This is a genomic window from Amycolatopsis sp. NPDC051106 (genome assembly GCF_040682775.1).
Classification (GTDB): domain Bacteria; phylum Actinomycetota; class Actinomycetes; order Mycobacteriales; family Pseudonocardiaceae; genus Amycolatopsis.
The window spans coordinates 13005-32520 of record NZ_JBFBBQ010000023.1 but is presented as its reverse complement, the minus strand read 5'-3'; the positions used below and the strand labels follow the sequence as shown (position 1 = coordinate 32520).

25 protein-coding genes are annotated in these 19516 nt (G+C 71.5%); 11 read left to right on the top strand and 14 right to left on the bottom strand.

Going from position 1 to position 19516, the window contains the following annotated elements; genetic code table 11:
- Window positions 1–5 precede the first annotated feature (5 nt).
- The 4 genes from AB0M83_RS19435 (at window position 6) to AB0M83_RS19420 (ending at window position 2534) form a co-directional block, all read left to right on the top strand.
- Complete coding sequence (locus tag AB0M83_RS19435) at window positions 6–683, top strand: nucleotidyltransferase domain-containing protein (RefSeq protein WP_364518818.1); 678 nt, start codon at window positions 6–8, stop codon at window positions 681–683.
- 1 nt (window position 684) lies between these two features.
- Window positions 685–1086 carry a hypothetical protein gene (locus AB0M83_RS19430; protein ID WP_364518816.1) on the top strand — a complete coding sequence of 134 codons (402 nt, stop codon included), beginning with the start codon at window positions 685–687 and terminating at the stop codon, window positions 1084–1086.
- Between the two features lie 86 nt (window positions 1087–1172).
- Window positions 1173–2066: an LLM class flavin-dependent oxidoreductase gene (locus AB0M83_RS19425; RefSeq protein WP_364518814.1), complete on the top strand. Its 894-nt coding sequence runs from the start codon at window positions 1173–1175 to the stop codon at window positions 2064–2066.
- A 9-nt stretch (window positions 2067–2075) separates the two neighbouring features.
- The gene (locus AB0M83_RS19420; RefSeq protein ID WP_364518812.1) at window positions 2076–2534 is read left to right on the top strand and encodes a MarR family transcriptional regulator; all 459 of its coding nucleotides are present in this window, start codon (window positions 2076–2078) and stop codon (window positions 2532–2534) included.
- A 4-nt stretch (window positions 2535–2538) separates the two neighbouring features.
- Here the strand turns inward: AB0M83_RS19420 and AB0M83_RS19415 are convergent, their stop codons facing one another.
- The 6 genes from AB0M83_RS19415 to AB0M83_RS19390 all read right to left on the bottom strand — a co-directional run bounded on the left by AB0M83_RS19415 (window position 2539) and on the right by AB0M83_RS19390 (window position 7499).
- Complete coding sequence (locus AB0M83_RS19415) at window positions 2539–2754, bottom strand: acyl-CoA carboxylase subunit epsilon (protein ID WP_364518810.1); 216 nt, start codon at window positions 2752–2754, stop codon at window positions 2539–2541.
- Window positions 2751–4388 carry an acyl-CoA carboxylase subunit beta gene (locus AB0M83_RS19410; protein ID WP_364518808.1) on the bottom strand — a complete coding sequence of 546 codons (1638 nt, stop codon included), beginning with the start codon at window positions 4386–4388 and terminating at the stop codon, window positions 2751–2753. The genes AB0M83_RS19415 and AB0M83_RS19410 overlap by 4 nt, the downstream gene beginning before the upstream one ends.
- Before the next feature lie 64 nt (window positions 4389–4452).
- Window positions 4453–5100: a response regulator transcription factor gene (locus AB0M83_RS19405; protein ID WP_364518806.1), complete on the bottom strand. Its 648-nt coding sequence runs from the start codon at window positions 5098–5100 to the stop codon at window positions 4453–4455.
- The gene (locus AB0M83_RS19400) at window positions 5097–6200 is read right to left on the bottom strand and encodes a sensor histidine kinase (protein ID WP_364518804.1); all 1104 of its coding nucleotides are present in this window, start codon (window positions 6198–6200) and stop codon (window positions 5097–5099) included. Before AB0M83_RS19400 ends, AB0M83_RS19405 begins: the two co-directional genes overlap by 4 nt.
- 34 nt (window positions 6201–6234) lie before the next feature.
- Window positions 6235–7026: an SRPBCC family protein gene (locus tag AB0M83_RS19395; protein WP_364518802.1), complete on the bottom strand. Its 792-nt coding sequence runs from the start codon at window positions 7024–7026 to the stop codon at window positions 6235–6237.
- Window positions 7027–7082: 56 nt separating this feature from the next.
- Window positions 7083–7499, bottom strand: coding sequence for a MarR family transcriptional regulator (locus tag AB0M83_RS19390; protein ID WP_285999899.1), 417 nt, complete (start codon window positions 7497–7499; stop codon window positions 7083–7085).
- Between the two features lie 78 nt (window positions 7500–7577).
- Here AB0M83_RS19390 and AB0M83_RS19385 point away from each other — a divergent pair, with 78 nt between their 5' ends.
- Window positions 7578–8138 (top strand): NAD(P)H-dependent oxidoreductase, encoded by a 561-nt coding sequence (locus AB0M83_RS19385; protein ID WP_364518800.1) that lies wholly within the window; start codon window positions 7578–7580, stop codon window positions 8136–8138.
- A 9-nt stretch (window positions 8139–8147) separates the two neighbouring features.
- On the opposite strand, the gene AB0M83_RS19380 is transcribed toward AB0M83_RS19385, so the two are convergent.
- Window positions 8148–8513, bottom strand: coding sequence for a helix-turn-helix domain-containing protein (locus tag AB0M83_RS19380; RefSeq protein ID WP_364518798.1), 366 nt, complete (start codon window positions 8511–8513; stop codon window positions 8148–8150).
- Window positions 8514–8595: 82 nt separating this feature from the next.
- On the opposite strand from AB0M83_RS19380, the gene AB0M83_RS19375 reads away from it, so the two are divergent.
- On the top strand, window positions 8596–9447 hold the full coding sequence (locus AB0M83_RS19375; protein ID WP_364518796.1) for an NAD(P)-binding domain-containing protein: 852 nt from the start codon (window positions 8596–8598) through the stop codon (window positions 9445–9447).
- Window positions 9444–10181, top strand: coding sequence for an SDR family oxidoreductase (locus AB0M83_RS19370; protein WP_364518794.1), 738 nt, complete (start codon window positions 9444–9446; stop codon window positions 10179–10181). The genes AB0M83_RS19375 and AB0M83_RS19370 overlap by 4 nt, the downstream gene beginning before the upstream one ends.
- A gap of 51 nt (window positions 10182–10232) precedes the next feature.
- On the opposite strand, the gene AB0M83_RS19365 is transcribed toward AB0M83_RS19370, so the two are convergent.
- A complete protein-coding gene (locus AB0M83_RS19365; protein WP_364518792.1) occupies window positions 10233–11000 on the bottom strand; it encodes an NAD(P)H-dependent oxidoreductase in 768 nt (255 codons plus the stop codon).
- A gap of 71 nt (window positions 11001–11071) precedes the next feature.
- Between AB0M83_RS19365 and AB0M83_RS19360 the strand changes: the two genes are divergently transcribed.
- A complete protein-coding gene (locus AB0M83_RS19360) occupies window positions 11072–12070 on the top strand; it encodes a helix-turn-helix domain-containing protein (protein WP_364518790.1) in 999 nt (332 codons plus the stop codon).
- A 156-nt stretch (window positions 12071–12226) separates the two neighbouring features.
- Here AB0M83_RS19360 and AB0M83_RS19355 read toward each other — a convergent pair whose 3' ends face one another.
- The 3 genes from AB0M83_RS19355 to AB0M83_RS19345 all read right to left on the bottom strand — a co-directional run bounded on the left by AB0M83_RS19355 (window position 12227) and on the right by AB0M83_RS19345 (window position 14713).
- Window positions 12227–13135: a LysR family transcriptional regulator gene (locus tag AB0M83_RS19355; protein ID WP_364518788.1), complete on the bottom strand. Its 909-nt coding sequence runs from the start codon at window positions 13133–13135 to the stop codon at window positions 12227–12229.
- Window positions 13136–13267: 132 nt separating this feature from the next.
- Window positions 13268–13879 carry a TetR/AcrR family transcriptional regulator gene (locus AB0M83_RS19350; protein WP_364518786.1) on the bottom strand — a complete coding sequence of 204 codons (612 nt, stop codon included), beginning with the start codon at window positions 13877–13879 and terminating at the stop codon, window positions 13268–13270.
- A 15-nt stretch (window positions 13880–13894) separates the two neighbouring features.
- A complete protein-coding gene (locus AB0M83_RS19345) occupies window positions 13895–14713 on the bottom strand; it encodes a class I SAM-dependent methyltransferase (protein WP_364518784.1) in 819 nt (272 codons plus the stop codon).
- Between the two features lie 190 nt (window positions 14714–14903).
- Between AB0M83_RS19345 and AB0M83_RS19340 the strand changes: the two genes are divergently transcribed.
- The gene (locus AB0M83_RS19340) at window positions 14904–15491 is read left to right on the top strand and encodes a dihydrofolate reductase family protein (protein ID WP_364518782.1); all 588 of its coding nucleotides are present in this window, start codon (window positions 14904–14906) and stop codon (window positions 15489–15491) included.
- Here the strand turns inward: AB0M83_RS19340 and AB0M83_RS19335 are convergent.
- Window positions 15481–16335, bottom strand: a complete 855-nt coding sequence (locus AB0M83_RS19335; RefSeq protein ID WP_364518780.1) for a sigma-70 family RNA polymerase sigma factor — start codon at window positions 16333–16335, stop codon at window positions 15481–15483. The genes AB0M83_RS19340 and AB0M83_RS19335 overlap by 11 nt on opposite strands.
- A 64-nt stretch (window positions 16336–16399) precedes the next feature.
- On the opposite strand from AB0M83_RS19335, the gene AB0M83_RS19330 reads away from it, so the two are divergent.
- Entirely contained in the window at window positions 16400–17404 is a 1005-nt protein-coding gene (locus AB0M83_RS19330; RefSeq protein WP_364518778.1) for an alkene reductase, read from the top strand.
- A 3-nt stretch (window positions 17405–17407) separates the two neighbouring features.
- On the opposite strand, the gene AB0M83_RS19325 is transcribed toward AB0M83_RS19330, so the two are convergent.
- Entirely contained in the window at window positions 17408–17743 is a 336-nt protein-coding gene (locus tag AB0M83_RS19325; protein WP_364518776.1) for a VOC family protein, read from the bottom strand.
- A gap of 49 nt (window positions 17744–17792) precedes the next feature.
- On the opposite strand from AB0M83_RS19325, the gene AB0M83_RS19320 reads away from it, so the two are divergent.
- A complete protein-coding gene (locus AB0M83_RS19320; RefSeq protein WP_364518774.1) occupies window positions 17793–18446 on the top strand; it encodes a hypothetical protein in 654 nt (217 codons plus the stop codon).
- Here the strand turns inward: AB0M83_RS19320 and AB0M83_RS19315 are convergent.
- Window positions 18419–19444 carry a C40 family peptidase gene (locus AB0M83_RS19315; RefSeq protein WP_364518772.1) on the bottom strand — a complete coding sequence of 342 codons (1026 nt, stop codon included), beginning with the start codon at window positions 19442–19444 and terminating at the stop codon, window positions 18419–18421. The two genes, AB0M83_RS19320 and AB0M83_RS19315, sit on opposite strands and share 28 nt — an antisense overlap.
- Window positions 19445–19516 lie beyond the last annotated feature (72 nt).

Genomic DNA, 19516 nt, shown 5'->3' with positions numbered 1-19516 from the left:
CCCTGGTGCGGCGCACGTACTATAGTTGGTGTAAACGTACTAAAATACGGGTGAGGGCGATGGAGCTGAACAGGCCGCTGACCACGGTGACTCCGACTTTGGACGGCGATGTGCTCGGTGTCCTGGCCGGCTCCGAGGGGACGTTCACGACCGGTCAGCTGCACCGGGTGCTGGGCAGGCGTTCGGAAGAAGGGATCCGGAAGGTCCTGCAACGGCTGGTCCGGCAGGGCGTCGTGCACGCCGACCGGGTCGGCAATGCGTTCGCCTACCGGCTCAACCGCGACCACTTGGCCGCGGAGCACATCATCGGATTGTCGGATCTGCGGGGAAAGCTGCTGGAACGGATTGAATCCGCCTTGGCGGACTGGCGGCTTCGCCCGCAGTACGGTGCGGTGTTCGGTTCGGCCGCGCGCGGCTCCATGGTCGCCGAGAGCGACATCGATCTGCTCTTGGTCCGGCCGGACGGCGCGGACGAAGATCGCTGGGCCCTTCAGGTTGACGGCTTGGCTGCCGATGTTTCCCGGTGGACGGGCAATGACGCCCGGATCCTCGAGTTCACCGTGGCCGAGGTCGCGACTCGTGGCCGCGACGAGCCGGTGCTGGCCGACGCCCTGCGCGATGGCCTGACCGTGGCCGGGCGTCACTCCTGGCTGGCTGGGCAGATCCGGAAGAGAAAGAGCTGAAGTGCGCACGAAGAGATGCAGTCCCGATGTGCTGCAGGGTCGGCTGGGGAAGGCGGAACAGTTCTGGGAGGTCGCCGGCCTGGTGCGTGGCCTCGCCGACGAACAGGATCCGAGTGAAATCGGGGATGCGTACGTGACTCTTTGCGTGCACGCGGGTATCGCCGCCGCCGACGCGCTGTGCTGCGCCGGCCTCGGCGAGCACGCGCAAGGCGAGAACCACAACGACGCGGTCCAGCTCTTGGCGAAGGTGGACGCGGAGGCGAGCCGCGCCCTTCGCGCCTTGCTGGGGCTGAAGACGAAGGCCGGCTACAGCCACACTCCGGCAACGGCAGACGAGTTCAAGCGTGCGGGCCGGAGTGCCGAAGCGCTCGTCATGCGAGCCCGCCGGCACATGGCGGGTTAGCGCTTCCGATCTGGCAAACCTCCAGTAGTTCGTGCTAAGAACTATGTATATTCAGTTCGTGTAGCGAACTAACACTGGGAGGGATCATGACGTACTTCGGCATCGGAGTGTCCACGGCGGTCACCGCCGTGCCCGACACCCTGAACCTCGCCGTCCAGGCGGATCGCGCCGGGCTTGATCTGCTCACCGTGTCCGATCACCCGTACTACGCCGACCGGCTCGACGCCTATGCCGAGATCGGGGTCCTGCTCGGGCGCACCGAACGGATCTCCGGCCTGGTCAGCGTCACCAACCTGCCGACGCGCCCGGCCCCGATGCTCGCCCGCACCGTCACGTCGCTGAGCGCGCTGACCGGCGGCCGGATCGTGCTCGGGATGGGCGTCGGTGGCCTCTGGGACGACATCGCGCGGCTCGGGTTCACCAAGCTGACCCCCGGACAGGCCGTCCGTGCCTTCGAGGAGGGGATCCGGCTGGTGAAGCTGCTGGGCGGGGGCGGCGAGCCGGTCACCTTCGACGGCGAGTTCTACCAGGTCACCGCCCTGGAGCCGGCCGCGGAAGCGATGCCGCCGGTGTGGACCGGCTCGGTGGGGCCGAAGTCGCTCGCCGTCACCGGACGCGTGGCCGACGGGTGGATGCCCGGCCGCGCCGCCGACTGGCTCAGCGAGCGCTACCGCACTTCGCGCCCCCTGATCGACGCCGCCGCGGTGGACGCCGGGCGCGACCCCGGTGACATCGCCACCGTCTACAACTTCCCCGGTCGCATCACGGCGGAGCCGCTGCGCGCCACCCGCGCCGACGACGGCCGCTGGATCGGCGGCTCGCCGGACCAGTGGATCGAGGAGCTGACCGGCGCGGTCCTCGAGCACGACGCCGCGGGATTCGTGCTGTTCGACCCCGGCGGCAGCACCCCCGACGCGGACGCCGCCGCGCGCTGGGCCGGGGAAATCGTGCCCGCCGTGCGGGAAGCCGTCGCGAAGTAGGCTGGCGGGATGGGGAAACACGGGGAGGACCTCGGCGTCGTCGCCGGGCTCGTGCGGGCGTCGTTCCTGGTGAACGCCGTCTACGCCGAATCCGCCCGCGAGTACGGGCTGACCGTCCAGCAGGGACAGCTGCTGTGCGTGCTGATGGGCCGGCCGTACGGCATGGGCGACCTCGGCGCGACGCTCGGCCTCGAGAAGTCCAGCCTGACCGGGCTGGTCGACCGCGCGGTCCGGCGCGGGCTCGTGCGCCGCGAGTCGGACCCGGACGACCGCCGCGCGGTGCGGGTCGTGCTGACGGCGGAAGGCCGCGACCTGGCGGAGGACTTCTACGCGGCGACGTGCCGGCGCGTCGCCGACCTGGCGGACGGCCTGCCCGCCGCGGACCGGGAAAAGCTGGCGGCGCTGCTGGGCCGGGTCGTCCGCGAGAACCAAGTCCCGACCGTGTTCCTCGACGCCGTTCAGCGCTGAAAGGTCAGCTGGGGAAACCCGAAGCGCGCCAAGCGCCTTCGCCGGGGTGAAGCGGCTTACGCAGCGAAGCGGCGTGATCGCCCCACCACGACGTACGCGGCTTCGGCTTCCGCGCGGGCCGGGCCGCCGACGCCGCGGCGACGACCGCCGTCAGCGCCGCCAGCTCGGCGTCGCTCGGGTTTCCGCGGACCACCCGCAGCAGGGGCTTCTCCTCGCTCACAGCGGGATGTTCCCGTGCTTCTTGGGCGGCAGCGACTCGCGCTTGTCGCGCAGCAGCGACAGCGCCCGCGCGACGTGCCCGCGGGTGTGCGCCGGCACGATCACCGAGTCGACGTAGCCGCGCTCGGCCGCCGCGTACGGGTTGAGCAGCGTGTCTTCGTACTCCTGGATCAGCTCGGCGCGCAGCGCGTCGACGTCCTGGCCTTCGGATGCCGCCTTCGCGAGGGTCTTGCGGTGCACGATGTTCGCCGCGCCCTGGGCACCCATCACCGCGACCTGCGCGGTCGGCCAGGCGAGATTGATGTCGGCGCCGAGGTGCTTGGAGCCCATGACGTCGTACGCGCCGCCGTACGCCTTGCGCGTGATGACCGTGACCAGCGGGACCGTCGCCTCCGCGTAGGCGTAGATCAGCTTCGCGCCACGGCGGATGATGCCGTTCCACTCCTGGTCGGTGCCCGGGAGGAAGCCCGGGACGTCGACGAAGGTGAGCACCGGGATGTTGAACGCGTCGCAGGTGCGGACGAACCGCGCCGCCTTCTCGGACGCGTCGATGTCGAGGCAGCCGGCGAACTGCGTCGGCTGGTTGGCGACGACGCCGACGCTCTGCCCGTCCACGCGGCCGAAGCCGACGATGATGTTCGGCGCGAACAGCTCGTGGACCTCGAGGAACTCGCCGTCGTCGACCACCCGGTTGATGACCTCGTGCATGTCGTACGGGGTGTTCGGCGAGTCCGGGATGATCGTGTCCAGCTCGCGGTCCGAGTCGGTCACGTCGTCGAAGAAGCCCGCCGGGTTGTCCGACGGTTCGAACACCGGCGCGTCGGAGAGGTTGTTCTGCGGCAGGTAGGAGAGCAGTTCCTTGACGTAGGCGATGGCGTCTTCGTCGTCGTTGCCGAGGTAGTGCGCGACGCCGGACTTCGTGTTGTGGGTGCGGCCGCCGCCGAGCTCCTCGAAGGTGACGTCTTCGCCGGTGACCGTCTTGACGACGTCCGGGCCGGTGATGAACATCTGCGAGGTCTCGTCGACCATCACGACGAAGTCGGTGAGCGCGGGGGAGTAGACGTGGCCGCCCGCGTTCGCGCCCATGATCAGCGAGATCTGCGGGATGACGCCGGACGCCTTGACGTTGCGGTTGAAGATCTCGCCGTAGAGGCCGAGCGAGACGACGCCTTCCTGGATGCGCGCGCCGCCGCCTTCGTTGATGCCGATGATCGGCCGGCCGGTCTTGATGGCCAGGTCCATCACCTTGACGATCTTCTCGCCGTAGACCTCGCCGAGCGCGCCGCCGAACACCGTCACGTCCTGGCTGAACACGCACACCGGACGGCCGTCGACGGTGCCGTAGCCGGTGACGACGCCGTCGCCGTACGGGCGGTTCTTCTCGAGCCCGAAGTTGGTCGAGCGGTGCCGGGCCAGCTCGTCGAGCTCGACGAACGAGTTCTCGTCGAGCAGCAGCTCGATCCGCTCGCGCGCGGTCTTCTTGCCCTTGGCGTGCTGCTTCTCCACCGCGCGGGCCGAGCCCGCGTGCACCGCCTCGTCGTACCGGCGGTACAGGTCGGCCAGCTTGCCGGCCGTGGTGTGGATGTCCGGTTCATCCTCGGGCGGCGTCCCGAGCGGCTCCGTCGCACTGCTCATGCCACGGGAGCTTAGCTACTTGCCGGTCACTTCGCGTGTGGCGTAGGCAACGTCCTCGGCCGGGTCACGACGCGGTCGGGCGCACCAGGCCGGACTCGTACGCCGCGATCACCAGCTGCGCCCGGTCGCGCGCCGCCAGCTTGTGCAGCAGCCTCCCGATGTGCGTCTTCACCGTCGCGATCCCCAGGTGGAGCCGCGAAGCGATCTCGTCGTTCGACAACCCCCGCGCGATCAGCGCCAGCACCTCCTGCTCACGCGCCGTCACCCCCTCCAGCCGCTTCACCGGGCCCGTCGGCAGCCGCGCGAACTCCGCCACCAGCCGGCGCGTCACCGAAGGCGCCAGAAGCGCGTCCCCCGAAGCCACGACCTCGATCGCCGCCAGCAGGTCCGCCGGCCGCGTGTCCTTCAGGAGGAACCCGCTCGCGCCCGCGCGCAACGCCGCGTACACGTACTCGTCGAGGTCGAACGTCGTGAGCATCAGCACCCGGACCGCCGACTCCGCGCAGATCCGGCGCGTCGCCTCGATGCCGTCCATCGACGGCATCCGGACGTCCATCAGCACGACGTCCGGCTGCTCGCGCCGCGTCAGGGCCACCGCCTCGACGCCGTCCGACGCCTCGCCGACCACCTCCAGGCCGGGTGCGCTGTCCACCAGCACCCGGAAGCTGCCGCGCAGCAACGCCTGGTCGTCGGCGATCAGGACGCGGGTCATCCGGCCACCACCGTCTCGTAGGGGAGGCGCGCGAACACGCGGAACCCGGCCTCCGCCGGCTCCGCGGAGAAGTCGCCGCCGTAGACGGCCACGCGCTCGCGCATGCCGATCAGGCCGTGGCCCGGGGTCGCGGAGCCGCCGCGGCCGTCGTCGCGCACCTCGATGCTCACTTCCCCCTCGCCACCCGTGACGCGGACGCGGCACGTCGTCGCGCCCGCGTGCTTGACCACATTGGTCAGTGCCTCCTGCACGATCCGGTACACCGACTGGCCGACGCCGCCCGGCAGCTCGTCGAGCCCCTCGACGGCGAGATCCACGGACGGGCCTGCCTGCTCCGCGCGTTCGGCGAGTGTGCGCAGGTCGTCGAGCGTCGGGGCGGGGGCGAGCGCCGGGACGCCGGTGCCGTCGCGCAGCACGCCCAGCATCCGCCGCAGCTCGGCGAGCGTCTCGCGGCTGGTGTCCTCGATGACCCGCAACGCTTCCCGCGCCTCGGCGGGCTGTTCCAGGGCGACGTGGTTGCCGACAGCCGCCTTCACCGCGATCAGGCTCATGCTGTGCGCGACGACGTCGTGCATCTCGCGCGCGATCCGCAGCCGCTCCGCCGAAACCGCTTCCCGCGCGTGGTTTTCCCGCTCGGCCGCGGCGTACTCGCGGCGCCCGTGCACGGCGACGCCGAGCGCGAACCCGACGATCAGCGCCGACGTCCCGAAGTTGACGGTGGTGGCGACGCTCGGGTTCGGCACCACGAACGCGGCCAGGCCGATCCCGGCCAGCCCGGCCCCGAACCCGAACCGCGACGCGCGGCTGCCCCGGTGCACCACGAAGGTGTAGAGCGCGCACCCGGCCGCCACGACGGCGACCGCCAGCACCGGCCCGCCGATCGGCACGGCCGCGGCGGTCAGCGCGAGCGCCGCGACGTAGGCGGGCCGCGGCCACCAGCGCCGCAGCAGGATCGGCGTGACGCTCGTCAGCAGGATGGTCCAGCCGAGCCACTCGGGCAGCCACGGCGGCAGCGCCCACGCCCCCGCGGCGAGGTTCCCGCCGGCCCCGAACGCCAGCACCAGGACCGCGAGCGCGTCCAGCACCACGCGAATTCGCATGCACCGAACGTAATGCGGACGCCCGCGCCGCGCGTCAACCCTGGGTCGGACGCTCCGCGTAATGCTTCTTCACAGCCTCGACGCGGTCGGGCGTCCAGTCCGGCAGTTCGACGCCATGCGTGGCGGCGAACAGCTTGTCGAGCTGCTCGTGGCGCCGGGCCAGCTCCGCGACGACGTCGCCGGGCGCGGGCTCGGTGAACTCGACGCGGGTGCCTTCGAGGGGATCCTGGACGACGTGCCAGCCGGGTTCGTCCGGGAGCAGCGCGCGGACCTCGTCCACCGGCTTCCAGACGAGGTCGCGGCGGAAGCGGATCGTGCCGTCGGCGAGGACCTCGCCGAACCCGAGGCCGAAGTCCTCCACATAGGACGCCATGCGGGCGTGCCAGTCCGCCGGCTGCTCGAAGCCGCGGCCGGCCAGCCGCGCGTCGAGGGCGTCGAGGCAGACGTCCCAGCCGCTCGCGTTGCGGCCCGCCGCGAGCTTCGCGATCGCCGGGTCGCCGCGGCCGAAGGTGTGCGTGAACTCCAGGAGGCTGCCGTCGCCGTCGGGGGTGATCAGCCAGCGCAGGGTGTCGTCGTTCCAGGCGAACGTGAACTCGCGCGGCGGGTCGGCGGTGACGACCTTCCCGGTCGTCGTCCTGTCCTCGCCGGGGAAGGTGAACCGGATCGCGCCGCCGTCGCGCAGCTCGACGTCCACCTTCGCCGGGAACCAGTGCGCGAGCTCGGCCGGGTCGGTGATGGCGTGCCAGACCTTCTCGGGCGCGTGCTTCAGCCGGCGTTCCAGCCGCAGGACAGGGCGATCATCGACGGTCAGCAGCTTCGCGGACACGGCGTCCTCCCGTTGGGTTGCCTGTGCCCGTATATAACCACTGAGGCATATGTGGGTCAAGCGCCGCGGACTGCACTGACCGCGGCGGCGAGCTCCGGATCGCTCGCGGCCTTGTCCAGCGAGGTCCGCAGCACCGAGCAGTACGTCGGCTCGGTCTCGGCGTAGCGCTTGCGACCGGCGTCGGTGATCACCGAGTAGACGCCGCGGCGGTCGTCTTCGCACAGGTCGCGGATCGTCAGGCCGGCGTCTTCGAGACGCGCGCACATCCGGCTGACCGAGCTCTGGTTGAGCCCGATCGCCTCGGCGAGCTCCTGCATCCGCAGGCCGCCGCGCGGACCCGCGACCAGCTTGCCGAGCGCGCGGTACTCGGACAGGCCCAGCCCGTGCCTTCGTTGCAGTGCTTTCCCCAGGTCCTGCTCGATGCGGGCGTGCAGCACGAGCATGCGTCCCCAGGACTGTTCGTCGACGGTCATTTCCCGCCCTCCTCTTGACACCAGCATAGTCCAGGGACAGTCTTTATATGTACATGCAAGTAACTGAGGGAACTCGAGATGACGCGGAACTTCCTCTTCCTGGTCGGCGCGGCGCGGGCCGGCGGGAACACGGAGATGCTGGCCCGGCGGGCGGCGAAGGAGCTGCCTTCCGATGTCGAGCAGCGGTGGCTCCGGTTGCCCGAGCTGCCGCTGCCGCCGTTCGAGGACCGCCGCCACGGCGCCGGTTCGCACCCGGAGCCCGGCGAGAACGAGCAGCTGCTGATGGACGCGACGTTCGCGGCGACCGACATCGTGATCGTGTCGCCGGTGTACTGGTACTCGGTCGCGGCGAGCGTGAAGCTCTACCTGGACTACTGGTCAGGCTGGATGCGGCTGCCCGTCGACTTCAAGCCGAAGATGCGCGGCAAGTCGCTGTGGGGCGTGAGCGTCCTGAGCGAGACGGCGCGCGAGGCCCAGCCGCTGATCGGCACGCTCGAGCTGTGCGCGGAGTACCTCGGCATGAACTGGGGTGGCGTGCTCCTGGGGAACGGCAGCCGCCCCGGCGACGTGCTCCTGGACGCCGACGCGATGTCCGCGGCCTCGACGTTCTTCACCGGCGCGGACCTGGTGACCGCCTAGGCGCCGCGATCACGCTCGAGGAGTGTGCGGCGGCGCGGGGGTGACGCCACGGCGCTTCGCGATGCCGGCCATGTTCTCCTCGCCCCAGTCGCCCAGCGGCAGCAACGCGGTGTTCAGCCGTTGCCCCAGCTCGGTCAGGGAGTATTCGACCTTCGGCGGGATCTCGTGGAACACCTCGCGGTGCACGACCTCGTCCGCCTCCAGCTCCCGCAGCGCCTGGATCAGCATCTTTTCGCTGATCCCGCTCACTTTCCGCTTGAGTTCCCCGAACCGCAGCGGCTCGGCGTGCAAGGCCCAGAGGATCAAGGCCTTCCAGCGACCGCCGACGACGTCGATCGCCGCGTCCAGTCCGCAGCGGTAGGTTCTCGCCAGCATGCAGGATCCTTACCTTCGGGTGGGTACCTGACTTATTAGTCGGTACTTGTCCATCGTAAAGCGCGCCCGCAGCATGATCGGCATGGGAGAAAGCAAGAAACAAGTGGGCGTGCTCGGCCTGGGCCGGATGGGTTCGGCCCTCGCCGGCGCGCTTTTGGGGGCGGGCCACGACGTCGTGGTGTGGAACCGGTCGCCGCTCAAGGCAGGACCGTTGCTCGACCGCGGCGCGCGGCTCGCGGCCACGCCGGCGGAGGTGGCCTCGGCGGACGTCGTCGTCAGCTGTCTGTCCACATACGACAGTCAGCGGGCGGTGCTGGAAGCCGCTTCCCCGAAGGTGCTCGTCAACCTCACTTCGGGAACACCCGCGCAGGCTCGTGAGGTCGCTTCGTGGGCGTCGTCCGCGGGGATCGACTACGTGGACGGCGTGATCATGGCGGTGCCACAGGGCATCGGGACCGCGGAATCACGGATCCTGTACAGCGGCTCGGCTTCGACGTTTTCGGCGCAGCGCGAGGTGTTGTCGGTGCTGGGGGAGCCGGTGTTCCTCGGCGAGGACGCCGGTCTGGCCGCGCTGTACGACCTGGTGCTGCTGGGCATCATGTGGTCGACGATGGCCGGGTACCTGCACGCGCTGGCGTTGGTGGAGACCGAAGGCGTCACGCCTTCGACGTTCACGCCGATGGCGTTGTCGTGGCTTTCGGCGGTCGGCGGGTTCCTGCCGGGGATCGGCGCGCAGGTGGCCAGTGGCGAGTACGAGACGGATGTGTCCGCATTGGACATCAACGCGGCCGGACTCGGCCTCTTGGTGGAGACGAGCCGCGCGCAGGGGATCGGGTCTTCGGTGCCGGCGGCCGTACGGGAGCTGTTCGACCGCGCGGTGGCGGCGGGCCACGGTGCGCACGCGATCGCCAGCGTCATCGAGGAGATCCGGTGAAGTACTCGGGGAAGAAGGCCGTCGTCACGGGCGGCACGCACGGAATGGGGCTGGCGGTGGTGCGGGCGCTGGCGGACGGCGGCGCGGAGGTGCTGGCGACCGGCCGCGACGTGTCGGGACTGGACCTGCCGGCGCACCTGCTGTCGTCGGACGCTTCGTCGCTGGCCGACATCGACTCGCTCGCCTCGGTCGCCGCGGACACCCTCGGCTCGGTGGACCTGGTGTTCATCAACGTCGGGTTCGCGACGTTGACACCGTTTTCCGAGACAACACCGGAGATCTACGACCGGACGTTCGACGTCAACGCGAAGGGCGCGTACTTCACGGCCCAGCGACTGGCGGGGCTGGTGCGGCCGGGCGGGTCGTTCGTGTTCACGACGTCGGTGGCCGCCGGGGCGGGAATCGCCGGAATGGGGCCGTATTCGGCGGCCAAGGCGGCGGTCCGGTCGTTCGCGCTGACGTACGCGGCCGAGCTGGCCCCGCGCGGGATCCGGGTGAACGTGGTCAGCCCGGGCTACACCGACACTCCGACGATGGGGGTGACGGGGGTGCCTTCTTCGGTACTGGCGGCCTTCAAAGCGACGGGCGACGAGGTGACGCCGCTGAAGAGACACGCGAGGCCGGAGGAAGTGGCGGCGGCGGTGCTGTTCTTGGCGTTCGAGGCGACGTTCACCACGGGAGCGGACCTCCCGGTGGACGGCGGCTTGGGTCAGCGGCTCACCCTCCCCGCGTAAGCCGTGAGGGGCACATCGAGGGACTTCAGGTCTCTCGATGTGCCCCTCACTTCAGGTGAGATGGACGGCCAGGCCCGTCTCGCCGGGTGCGCGGTCGGGACGCAGGACCAGGTCTTCGTCGTAGTCGCCGCCGTTCTGGGGCCGGAAGGGGATCGGGTCGGCCGTCTCCAGCGTGCGCAGACGTTCGCGTAGGCGTTCCCGCGCTTCGGTGAACTGGTCGTCCGGCAACCGGTCGGCACCGTAGATCGGGAGGGGCTCCAGGACCGACATTCCCGCGTAGAACAGCGTTCCGTGCTGCAGCGGCCACAGGACCTCGTTCAGCTCGCCGTTCACCCCGCGCGGACCCAGGGCCGGCTCGCGGGCGCCCGCGGTGAGCACCACCATCGCGCGCTTGCCCGCGAGCCTGCCTTCGCCGTAGCGCAGTGTTCGGCCGTCCGCCGCGCGGACGCCGTAGCCGAACCCCTTCACGAACACGCGGTCGAACCAGCCCTTGAGGATCGCGGGCATGCCGTACCACCACAACGGGAACTGCACGACGACGGCGTCCGCCCAGTCGAGCTTCTCCTGCTCGGCCATGATGTCCGGGCTCAGCTCGCCGCGTGCGTGCGCCCGGGCCGACGTCGCCCCGACGACCAGCCGCTCGTCGCCCGCCTCGGCGCCGAAGTCGGCCGCGTCGACCACCGGGTTCCACTTCACCGCGTACAGGTCCGACTCCCGGACGTCGTGACCGAGCTCGCGCAGCGTCCGGAGCCCGTCATCGCGGAGGGCCCCGCTCAGCGAGCGCGGCTCGGGATGCGCGAAAACCCACAAGACGTTCATGACCTCGATGGTCACGCGGGCCGGCGCCTCGATCGAGTGGCCTGATAGCCAACATGTGCAAGAATCGAGCCATGGCCGCTTTCGTGCACCCTTCGCGTCACCACGTCGCCGTGCTGGTCAGGGACGGCATGCTCGTGATGGAGCTGGGCATCGTCCACCGGCTCTTCGGGCAGGCGCGCTCGGCGTCGGGCGAGCCGCTGTACGAGGTCGTGACCTGCACCCTCGAACCCGGCCCGGTCCGCACCGACGCCGACTTCACCATCCCGATCGACCGCGGTCCCGAGGTGCTGGCGGAGGCCGACACGGTGATCGTCCCGGCATCGCTGGCCGAGTACGAGCCGATGGCGCGCGTGCTGACCCCGCCCCTCGCGGCGGCGCTGGACCGGATCCCGGCGGACGCGCGGATCGCGTCGATCTGCACGGGCGCGTTCGTGCTCGCCGCGGCCGGCCTCCTCGACGGCCGCCGCGCGACGACCCACTGGCGCTCCGCCGACGACCTGCAGAACCGGTTCCCGGAGGTCGAGGTCGACCCGTGCGTCCTCTACACCGACGACGGCAACGTCCTGACGTCCGCGGGCGTCGCGTCCGGGATCGACCTGGTGCTGCACATGATCCGCCGCGACCACGGCGCGGCCGTCGCCAACGAGGTCGCCCGCGGCACGGTGGTGTCCCCGCACCGCGAAGGCGGCCAAGCCCAGTTCGTCCGGCGGCCGGTACCCGAGCCGCGCACGTCGTCCACGAAAGCGGCGCGAGCGTGGGCACTGGAGAACCTGCACCGCCCGCTGACGCTGCGCGAACTAGCCGCCCGCGAGGCGATGAGCACCCGGACGTTCACCCGCCGCTTCCGCGACGAGGTCGGCATCTCGGCCCTGCAATGGCTGACGCAGCAACGGATCGAGCGAGCCCGCCAGCTGCTGGAGGAGTCGGACCTGCCGGTCGACCGCGTCGCGACGGAGGCCGGCTTCGGCACGGCGGCATCGCTGCGCCAGCACTTCCAGGCCGCCCTCGGAGTGTCACCGAGCGCATACCGCACGACGTTCCGCGGCGAGCTGACGGCGCAGGCGGGCTGAATCCCGGGGCGACAGCACCCGGCACGGCTCAAGGTGGTCACGGAGGCGTGGTCGCCCGCCGAACAGCTGCGTGCGCTGTTCGAGCCCGAGCCCGAGCCCGAGCCCGAGGCCGAGGCCGAGGCCGCGGACGTGCGGGCGCCACCGGTGATCCCTCGGTCACCCCGCCGGGACGGCTCCCGGTCGAGGCAGTGCTTCGCTGACCTCGACGGCCGTCCGGACGAACCGCGCGATCCGCAGGTCCCGGGCGCCCGCCGGCCAGGCGAGCGCGAGTGAGTACGGCGTCGCGTCGGCGACGGGCCGGTAGACGACGTCGGCCCGCGGGTGCCCCTCCGCGAACGACACCGGCAGCAGCGCGATCGCCTGCCCGAGTGCGACCGTCTCCAGCAGCTGCGCGCTGTCGTGCACCACCGGCCCCGGCGTGACCGGGCCGCCGGTCACGTCCCGGCCCGACCAGTAGGCCCGGTCGTCGGCCGACGCGTCCGGCCAGGACGGCGTCGCCCGACCGGTGAAGTCCGCGCAGGTCAGCGACGCCCGGTGCGCCAGCTCGTGCCGCACCGGGAGCGCGGCGACCCGAGGCTCGGTCACGAGCACCTCGACGTCCAGGTCGCGGTGGCCGCCCGGGCAGCCGACCAAGGCCACGTCGGCCGGGCCGTCGCGCAGTGTGGCCGTCCGCGCGCCGAACCCGCCGAACTCGCCGAGCCGGATCTCGACTGGGTCCGGGTGCTGGTCGGCGATCCGCCGCAGCAGTTCGGTGGCGAACCCGGGCTTCGCGGTGACGACGAGCGCCGGCGGCTCCTGCGCCGCCCGGCGAGTGCGCCGGACCGCGGCCGTGACCGCGTCCAGTGCCTTCGCCGACTCCATGAACAGGACGTTCCCGGCCGGTGTCAGCTCGACGTGCCGGCTGGTGCGTTCGAAGAGCTGGACGCCCAGCCGCCGCTCCAGCAACCGGATCGCGCGGGACAACGGTGGCTGCGCCATCCCGAGCCGCTCGGCGGCGCGGGAGAAGTTCAGCTCTTCGGCGACCGCGCGGAAGTACCGCAGCTCACGGACCTCGACGTCGTCCACGCCGCGAGGGTATCGCGGCAGAGTCCATCGGTCTTTGCCTTTCTGCCGTGCGAATGGCGGCTTTGGTGTCGAGAATTCCACAAAGGACGGATACCGATGGCGGAAACCCTGTGAAGCGGGCGAAGGCCGGTGTCAGGGTGCGATGCCGTCGAGGGCCGCCCGCACCACCGAGTCCACCGTGGGCGGGTCGAGCGGGCCCGTGTGCGGGAAGACCGCCGCCATGACCGAGGCGTGGCAGTAGCCGACCAGCATGGCCGCCGTCGCGTCCACTTCGGACTCCAGGCGCAGCCTGCCGAGGGTGCGCTCCTCCCTCAGGTAGGCCAGCAGGCGGTCGCGCCAGTAGCCGGACCGCTCGCTGATCTCGGCGAACCGCTCCAGCACCCTCGGCTGCCCGAGCAGGCCGCTGAACGCCGGCACGATCACCTCGTGCAGGGCGAGGCCGAACTCCAGGTGGCGGCGGAGGTTTCCCTCCAAAGTCCCTTCGCCGGCCACCGGCAGCTCGCCCAGCTCGGCTTCCGTCGTGCGCACGTGCTCCAGGAGGGCCCTGGCCACCAGCTCCTCCTTGTCGGAGAAGTGGTTGTAGAGCACGCCGTCGGCGACACCCGCCATGCGCGCGATCTCGCGCACGGTCATCCCGGTCGTCCCGTGCGTGGCGATCATCTTCTGAGCGGTTTCGACCAGCAGGTCGTGCAGGGACTGGCCGTCCCGCTGAGCCGCGGCTTTCCTCGGTGACATCACCGCCATCGTAGAACCAGCGTCCTAGGACCTCCTTCCCGTGACCAGCCACGCCGCCCCGCGCAGGCGGACCGCCTCCGGGCACGCGAACGGCTCGAGCGCCGCCGTCAGTGCTTCGGTCGCCTTGGCGGCGGTCGCGGTGTCGACCATGCCCAGGTGGTGGCGGACCGGTCCCCAGTCGCTGATGAACCGCGCCGCGTCCGGAACGTCACGGCCCCAGACCTGGTCGGCCTCGACGTGGGTGCACTCCACGTCCTCGAAGCCGGCTTCGGTCAGGATCGCCGTCGTGCGGCTCGGGTCCGCGAACGACGTCGGGCCGCTGCCGTCCGGACCCGTCGGCTGGGGCAGGTACGCCGCCATCGCCCCGAATACCTTGCCGAGATCGGTGCCGGCGAGCGCCGCCATGCAGAGGAACGCGAGCCGTCCGCCGGGGCTCAGGGCCCGCCGGACGTTGGCGAACGCCGCCACCGGATCGGCGAAGAACATCACCCCGAACCGGCTGACCGCCAGGTCGAACCCGCCTTCGGCGAACGGGTGCACCTGGACGTCACCTTGCTCGAAGGCCACGTTCGGCACCTCCGCCGCCCGTGCCCGCGCGGTCGCGAGCATCGGCCCGGACAGGTCGACCCCGGTCGCCGACCGGGCCCGCGCCGCCGCGAGCCGCGTCAGCCGGCCGTTGCCGCAGCCGATGTCGAGCACCCGGTCGTCCCTGCCCACCCGGTCGAGCACGTAGCCGTTGAACCCGTCGTTCACCGCGTCGTAGCGGTCGGCGTGCGACGCCCAATGCTCCCCTTCGTAGCCGTTCCACGCCTCGGCCTGGGCGGTGTTGACGATCCCGGTCATCCCCATCTCCTTCATCGTGAACACGCGTTCATGAACACACGTTCATGGTCGTCAAGCCGCGGGTGCCTGTCAAGGCATCGGCCACCCGCCGCCGGATGTCGGCCAGGTGGCAGATCTTCCGGCCGGGCGATCGCGCAAGACTTCTCATCAGCGAGGCAAACTGCCTCCGACCAGCACGAAGGAGCTAGAAATGGCCGACGTCATCGCCAACATGTCCATGTCCCTCGACGGCTTCGTCGCCGACCCGCAGGACCGCATCGACCACCTGTTCGGGTGGTTCGGCAACGGCGACGTCGAGGTGCCGACCGCCGTCGAGTGGGCCACCTTCAAGACCTCCGAAGCCAGCGCGAAGATGCTCCGCGACGCCATGGAGAACGTCGGCGCGCTGATCGCGGGCCGGCACCTGTTCGACATCACCCAAGGCTGGGGCGGGCAGCACCCGATGGGCGCGCCGGTCTTCGTCGTCACCCACGAGGCACCCGCGGACTGGCCGCACCCGGACGCGCCGTTCACCTTCGTCACCGACGGCGTCGAAAGCGCCGTCGAGCAGGCCAAGAAGGTCGCCGGCGATAAGAACGTCGCGGTCGCCAGCACCAAGATCGCGCAGCAGTGCCTCAACCTCGGCCTGCTCGACGGCATCCAGGTCGACCTCGTCCCGGTGCTGCTCGGCTCGGGTGTCCGGTTCTTCGACCAGCTCGACGCCACCACCGAGCTGACCGGGCCCGAGGTCGTCGAGGGGACCGGCGTCACGCACCTCTCCTACCGGATCAAGCGCTGAGGAGCGTGACGTGCAGCGCGGCGAGCCGGGCGGGGTCGGCGATCACCTCGTACGCCGCCACCCGCTCGCCCTCGACCGTCACCGCGAGCGCGAGCAGCAGCCGGCCGCGCGGGGCCACGACGACGCCGACCGCGCCGTCCACCAGGGCCGCTTCCGCGAAGTGAGCCCGTTTGCCGAACACCTGCGTCTCCTCGGCCACGGCACGGGCCCCGCGGGTCTCGAGGGCCGCTCCGGCCGGCAGGGCGGCCGCGTCGGCGTGGCGGACGACGTCCGGGGCCAGGACGTCCAGGAGCTCCTCGAGGTCGCCGCCGCGGGCCGCGGCCAGGAACGCGTCAACGACCCGGCGGTGCCGCGTCAGGTCGGCCGGGGGTAGCGGAGACGTGCCGCGGACCCGGTGCCGCGCGCGGCTCGCGAGCTTCTTCGCCGCCACCGGTGTGCGGTCGAGCACCGGGGCGATCCGGTCGAACGGCACCGCGAACAGGTCGTGCAGCACGAACGCGATCCGCTCGGCCGGGCCCAGCGCGTCCAGCACCACGAGCAGCGCGCGGCCCACCGAGTCGGCCAGTTCGGCCTCGTCGGCCGGATCGGCGTCGGCCGTGGGCTCCGGCACGACGTCGAAGGGGTCCTCGCGACGGGCCTTCCGCGAGCGCAGGACGTCGAGGCAGACGCGGGAGACGACCGTCGTCAGCCAGGCCGCCAGGTTGTCCACCGAATCCACCCGGTTCAGCCGCAGCCAGGCTTCCTGGACGGCGTCGTCCGCCTCGGCCGCCGAGCCGAGCAGCCGGAAGGCCAGCCCGCGCAGCCTCGTGCGTTCGGCCTCGAACTGCCGGGCCAGCTCGTCCATCGGTCACCTTTCACCCGCACCCACCGTCGCACTCCCGACGAATCGCTGCGACCAGAGGTGACCGATGAGCTTGCTGACCCCCGCCGACCTGGGCGGATGGCGCCTGCCGAACCGCGTGGTGCTGGCGCCGACGACCCGCGCGCACGTTCCCGGCGGCGTGCCCGGTGAACCGCAGGCCGTCTACTACGCGGAGCGTGCCGGCGCCGGGCTGATCGTCACCGAAGGCACCTGGGTGAGTGAGAGGGCTGTCGGATTCCTGGACGTTCCCGGGCTGTACACCGAGGACCAGGTCGCCGGCTGGCGCCAGGTCACGGACGTCGTGCACGCTCTCGGCGGCCGGATCGTGGTGCAGCTGTGGCACACCGGCGCGGTCTCGCACCCGGACTTCCTCGGCGCGCGGCCGGCCGGGCCGTCGGCGGTGAACCCGGAACAGTCCGTGCACACCACCTCGGGTCGGCGGCCGACGGTGACTCCGCGCGAGATGAGCGTGGCCGAGATCCGGGCCGTCGTCGCGGACTACGGTGCGGCGGCGGAGAACGCGCGGCGGGCCGGCTTCGACGGCGTCGAGGTGGCGGCCAACGGCGTGTACCTGCTCGCGCAGTTCCTGCACCCGCGGTCGAACCGCCGCACCGACGCGTACGGGCGTTGCCGCCCCAAGCTGCTGCTGGAGATCGTCGACGCCGTGCGTGCCTCCGGAATCGCTGTCGGGGTACGGCTTTCGCCGTGGTGGACGGGCGGACTGTTCACTGTGGACGAATCCCTGCGCGCCGCATACGACGAGCTGGTCGCCGGGCTCGACGTCGCGTACCTGCACCTCCGCGGACCCGACGCCGGGCCGGACTTCACCGGCTTCGCGCGGTATCGACGCCTGTTCGGCGGCTCGCTCATCGTGAACAACGGCTTCGACCGCGACTCCGGGGACGCCGTGATCCGGGCCGGGATCGCCGACGCGGTGTCGTACTCCCGGCACTTCGTCGCGAACCCGGACCTCGTGACGCGGTTCGCGCTCGGCCTGCCGCTGGAAACCGCCGACCCCGCGACGTACTACGGCGTCACCGCGGTGTCGTGACGGCTATTCCGGGCACCACACCGCCAGCTCGCTGCCGCCGGGCTCGCGGAAGTGGAAGCGGCGGCCACCGGGGAAGCCGAACGGTTCCTTCGTCACCTCCCCGCCGGCCGCGACGACCGCGGTGCGGGCCGCCGCCAGGTCGTCCGTGCGGATCGTGACCAGGGGCGCGCGGGGTTGCTCGGCCGTGTCGGCCTGGAAACCGAAGGTGAGGCCGGGCCCGCGGACGTCCGCGTACGCCGGCCCGTACGGCGTCACCTCCCAGCCGAAGGCGCGCGCGAAGAACTCGCCGGACGCGGTGGCCGACGTGGACGGGAACTCGGCGAAGTCGATTTCGTACATGGTGCCGAAGCTAGCGGCGACCACCGACAAAAACGCTAGCCTGAGCGCCATGGATCTCGATGACGCGGTCGTTCGCCTGTGCGCGGAAGGCATGCAGGCCGAAGCGGCAGGCCGCAACGAAGCCGCGCACGCGCTGTTCGAGCAGGCTTGGGACGCGGCGACCGACGACTACGGCGCCTGCGTCGCGGCGCACTACCTCGCCCGGCATCAGACGACTCCCGAGGACGTGCTGCGCTGGAACCAGGAGTGCCTGGAGCGCGCGGACCGCGTGGGGGACGAGCGGGTCCGCGGGTTCTACCCGTCGCTGCACCTGAACCTGGCCCGCGCGCACGAAGAGCTCGGTGACGCCGAGCGGGCGCAGGAGCACTACCGGCAGGCGGCCGCGCGCCTCCAAGACGTGCCGGCCGGGCCGTACCGCGACGGGATGCGGTTCACGATCGCCGCCGCCCTGCGGACGGACGACGGCGGGAGCGCCGCGCTGACCGAACTGCTCGGCAAGTTGTGCGAGCGCAAGGACCTCCGCGCGCTCGGGGTGCTGCTGCCGCCGTACCTCGGTGATCTCGGCACGGTGGACGACCGGACGGCGTTGCTGACCGCCGTGCAGATGGTGCGGCTGGGACAGGCGCTGCCCGAGGAGGAGGCCGCGCTGCTGGCCCGGGCGATGGGGGAGCTGACTCAGGCCGGACGGCCCGCGCCCGCGTAGTCGTCGCCCTTCGAGTGGTACGTGTGGATCTGGATCGCCTGGCCCTCGGTTGGGGCGTTGATCATCAGGCCGTTGCCCAGGTACAGGCCCACGTGGTGGATGCGCGTCGCCGGGCTGCCGTAGAACACCAGGTCGCCCAGGCGGGGCTCCTGCGAAGCCGGCACTGGCGGGAGCGCGCGGAACTGGCTGTCCGCCGTGCGCGGAAGGGCCACGCCCGCGCTGTCGTACGACGCCTTCGTCAGGCCGGAGCAGTCGAAGCCCGCCGCGCCCGCGTCGGGGCCGTTGCCGCCCCAGACGTACGGGAGGCCGAGCTGGCCCAGGGCGAACCGGGTCGCGCGGACCCGGGCCGAATCGGCCGCCGCCGGGTCCAGGGAGAGCGTCGCGTACAGCTGGGCCATGCCGAGGACGCGCTGCCGGAACAGCTCCGTGTCGCTGCCCGGGTGGTAGGCCGCGATGGCCTTCCACCAGCCCGCGCCCGCGCCGAGGTCGGTGCCGCCCGCGCACAGGGCGCGCCCGGCCGCGATCGAAGCGTCGGTGCCGTACTTCTTGCTCTGGGCCGCGGTCAGGCCCAGGAGGTTCCCGCCGGACCGGCCGTGGTTCGACGCGGCCGAGCCGACCCCCGCCAGCGTCACCCACGAGAGGTGGCACGACGGGTCTTCGCTCCGCAGCGCCAGCTCGCCGTTCGCGTAGCCGATCAACGCGTCCGCCGGGATGTCGAGGGGCCCGGCCAGCTGGCCGGCCCACTGCTGCAGCGGACTCTTGCCACCCTGGCCGGACGCGCCCTGGCCCGGTTCCTGGGCCTTCACGGGTGCGCTGACTTCGAGGACCGAGGGGCCCGACGCCGCGTCCCGCGCCACCGGCAGGGGCGCCGCCGGAGCGGGCTCCGGCGACCGGTCGGCCAGCAGCCAGCCCGCGGCCACCAGACCCGCGACGAGCGGCAGCGCGACGAGGCCACGCAAGGCCGCGCCACGAGCCCAGGAGGTCGGCTTGGTCGTCACGGGGTCCAATTTAGAAGAGCGCACCTCTGTGTGAACGAGCGAACGCCTTGCACGTTAGGGGGACTCCCATAT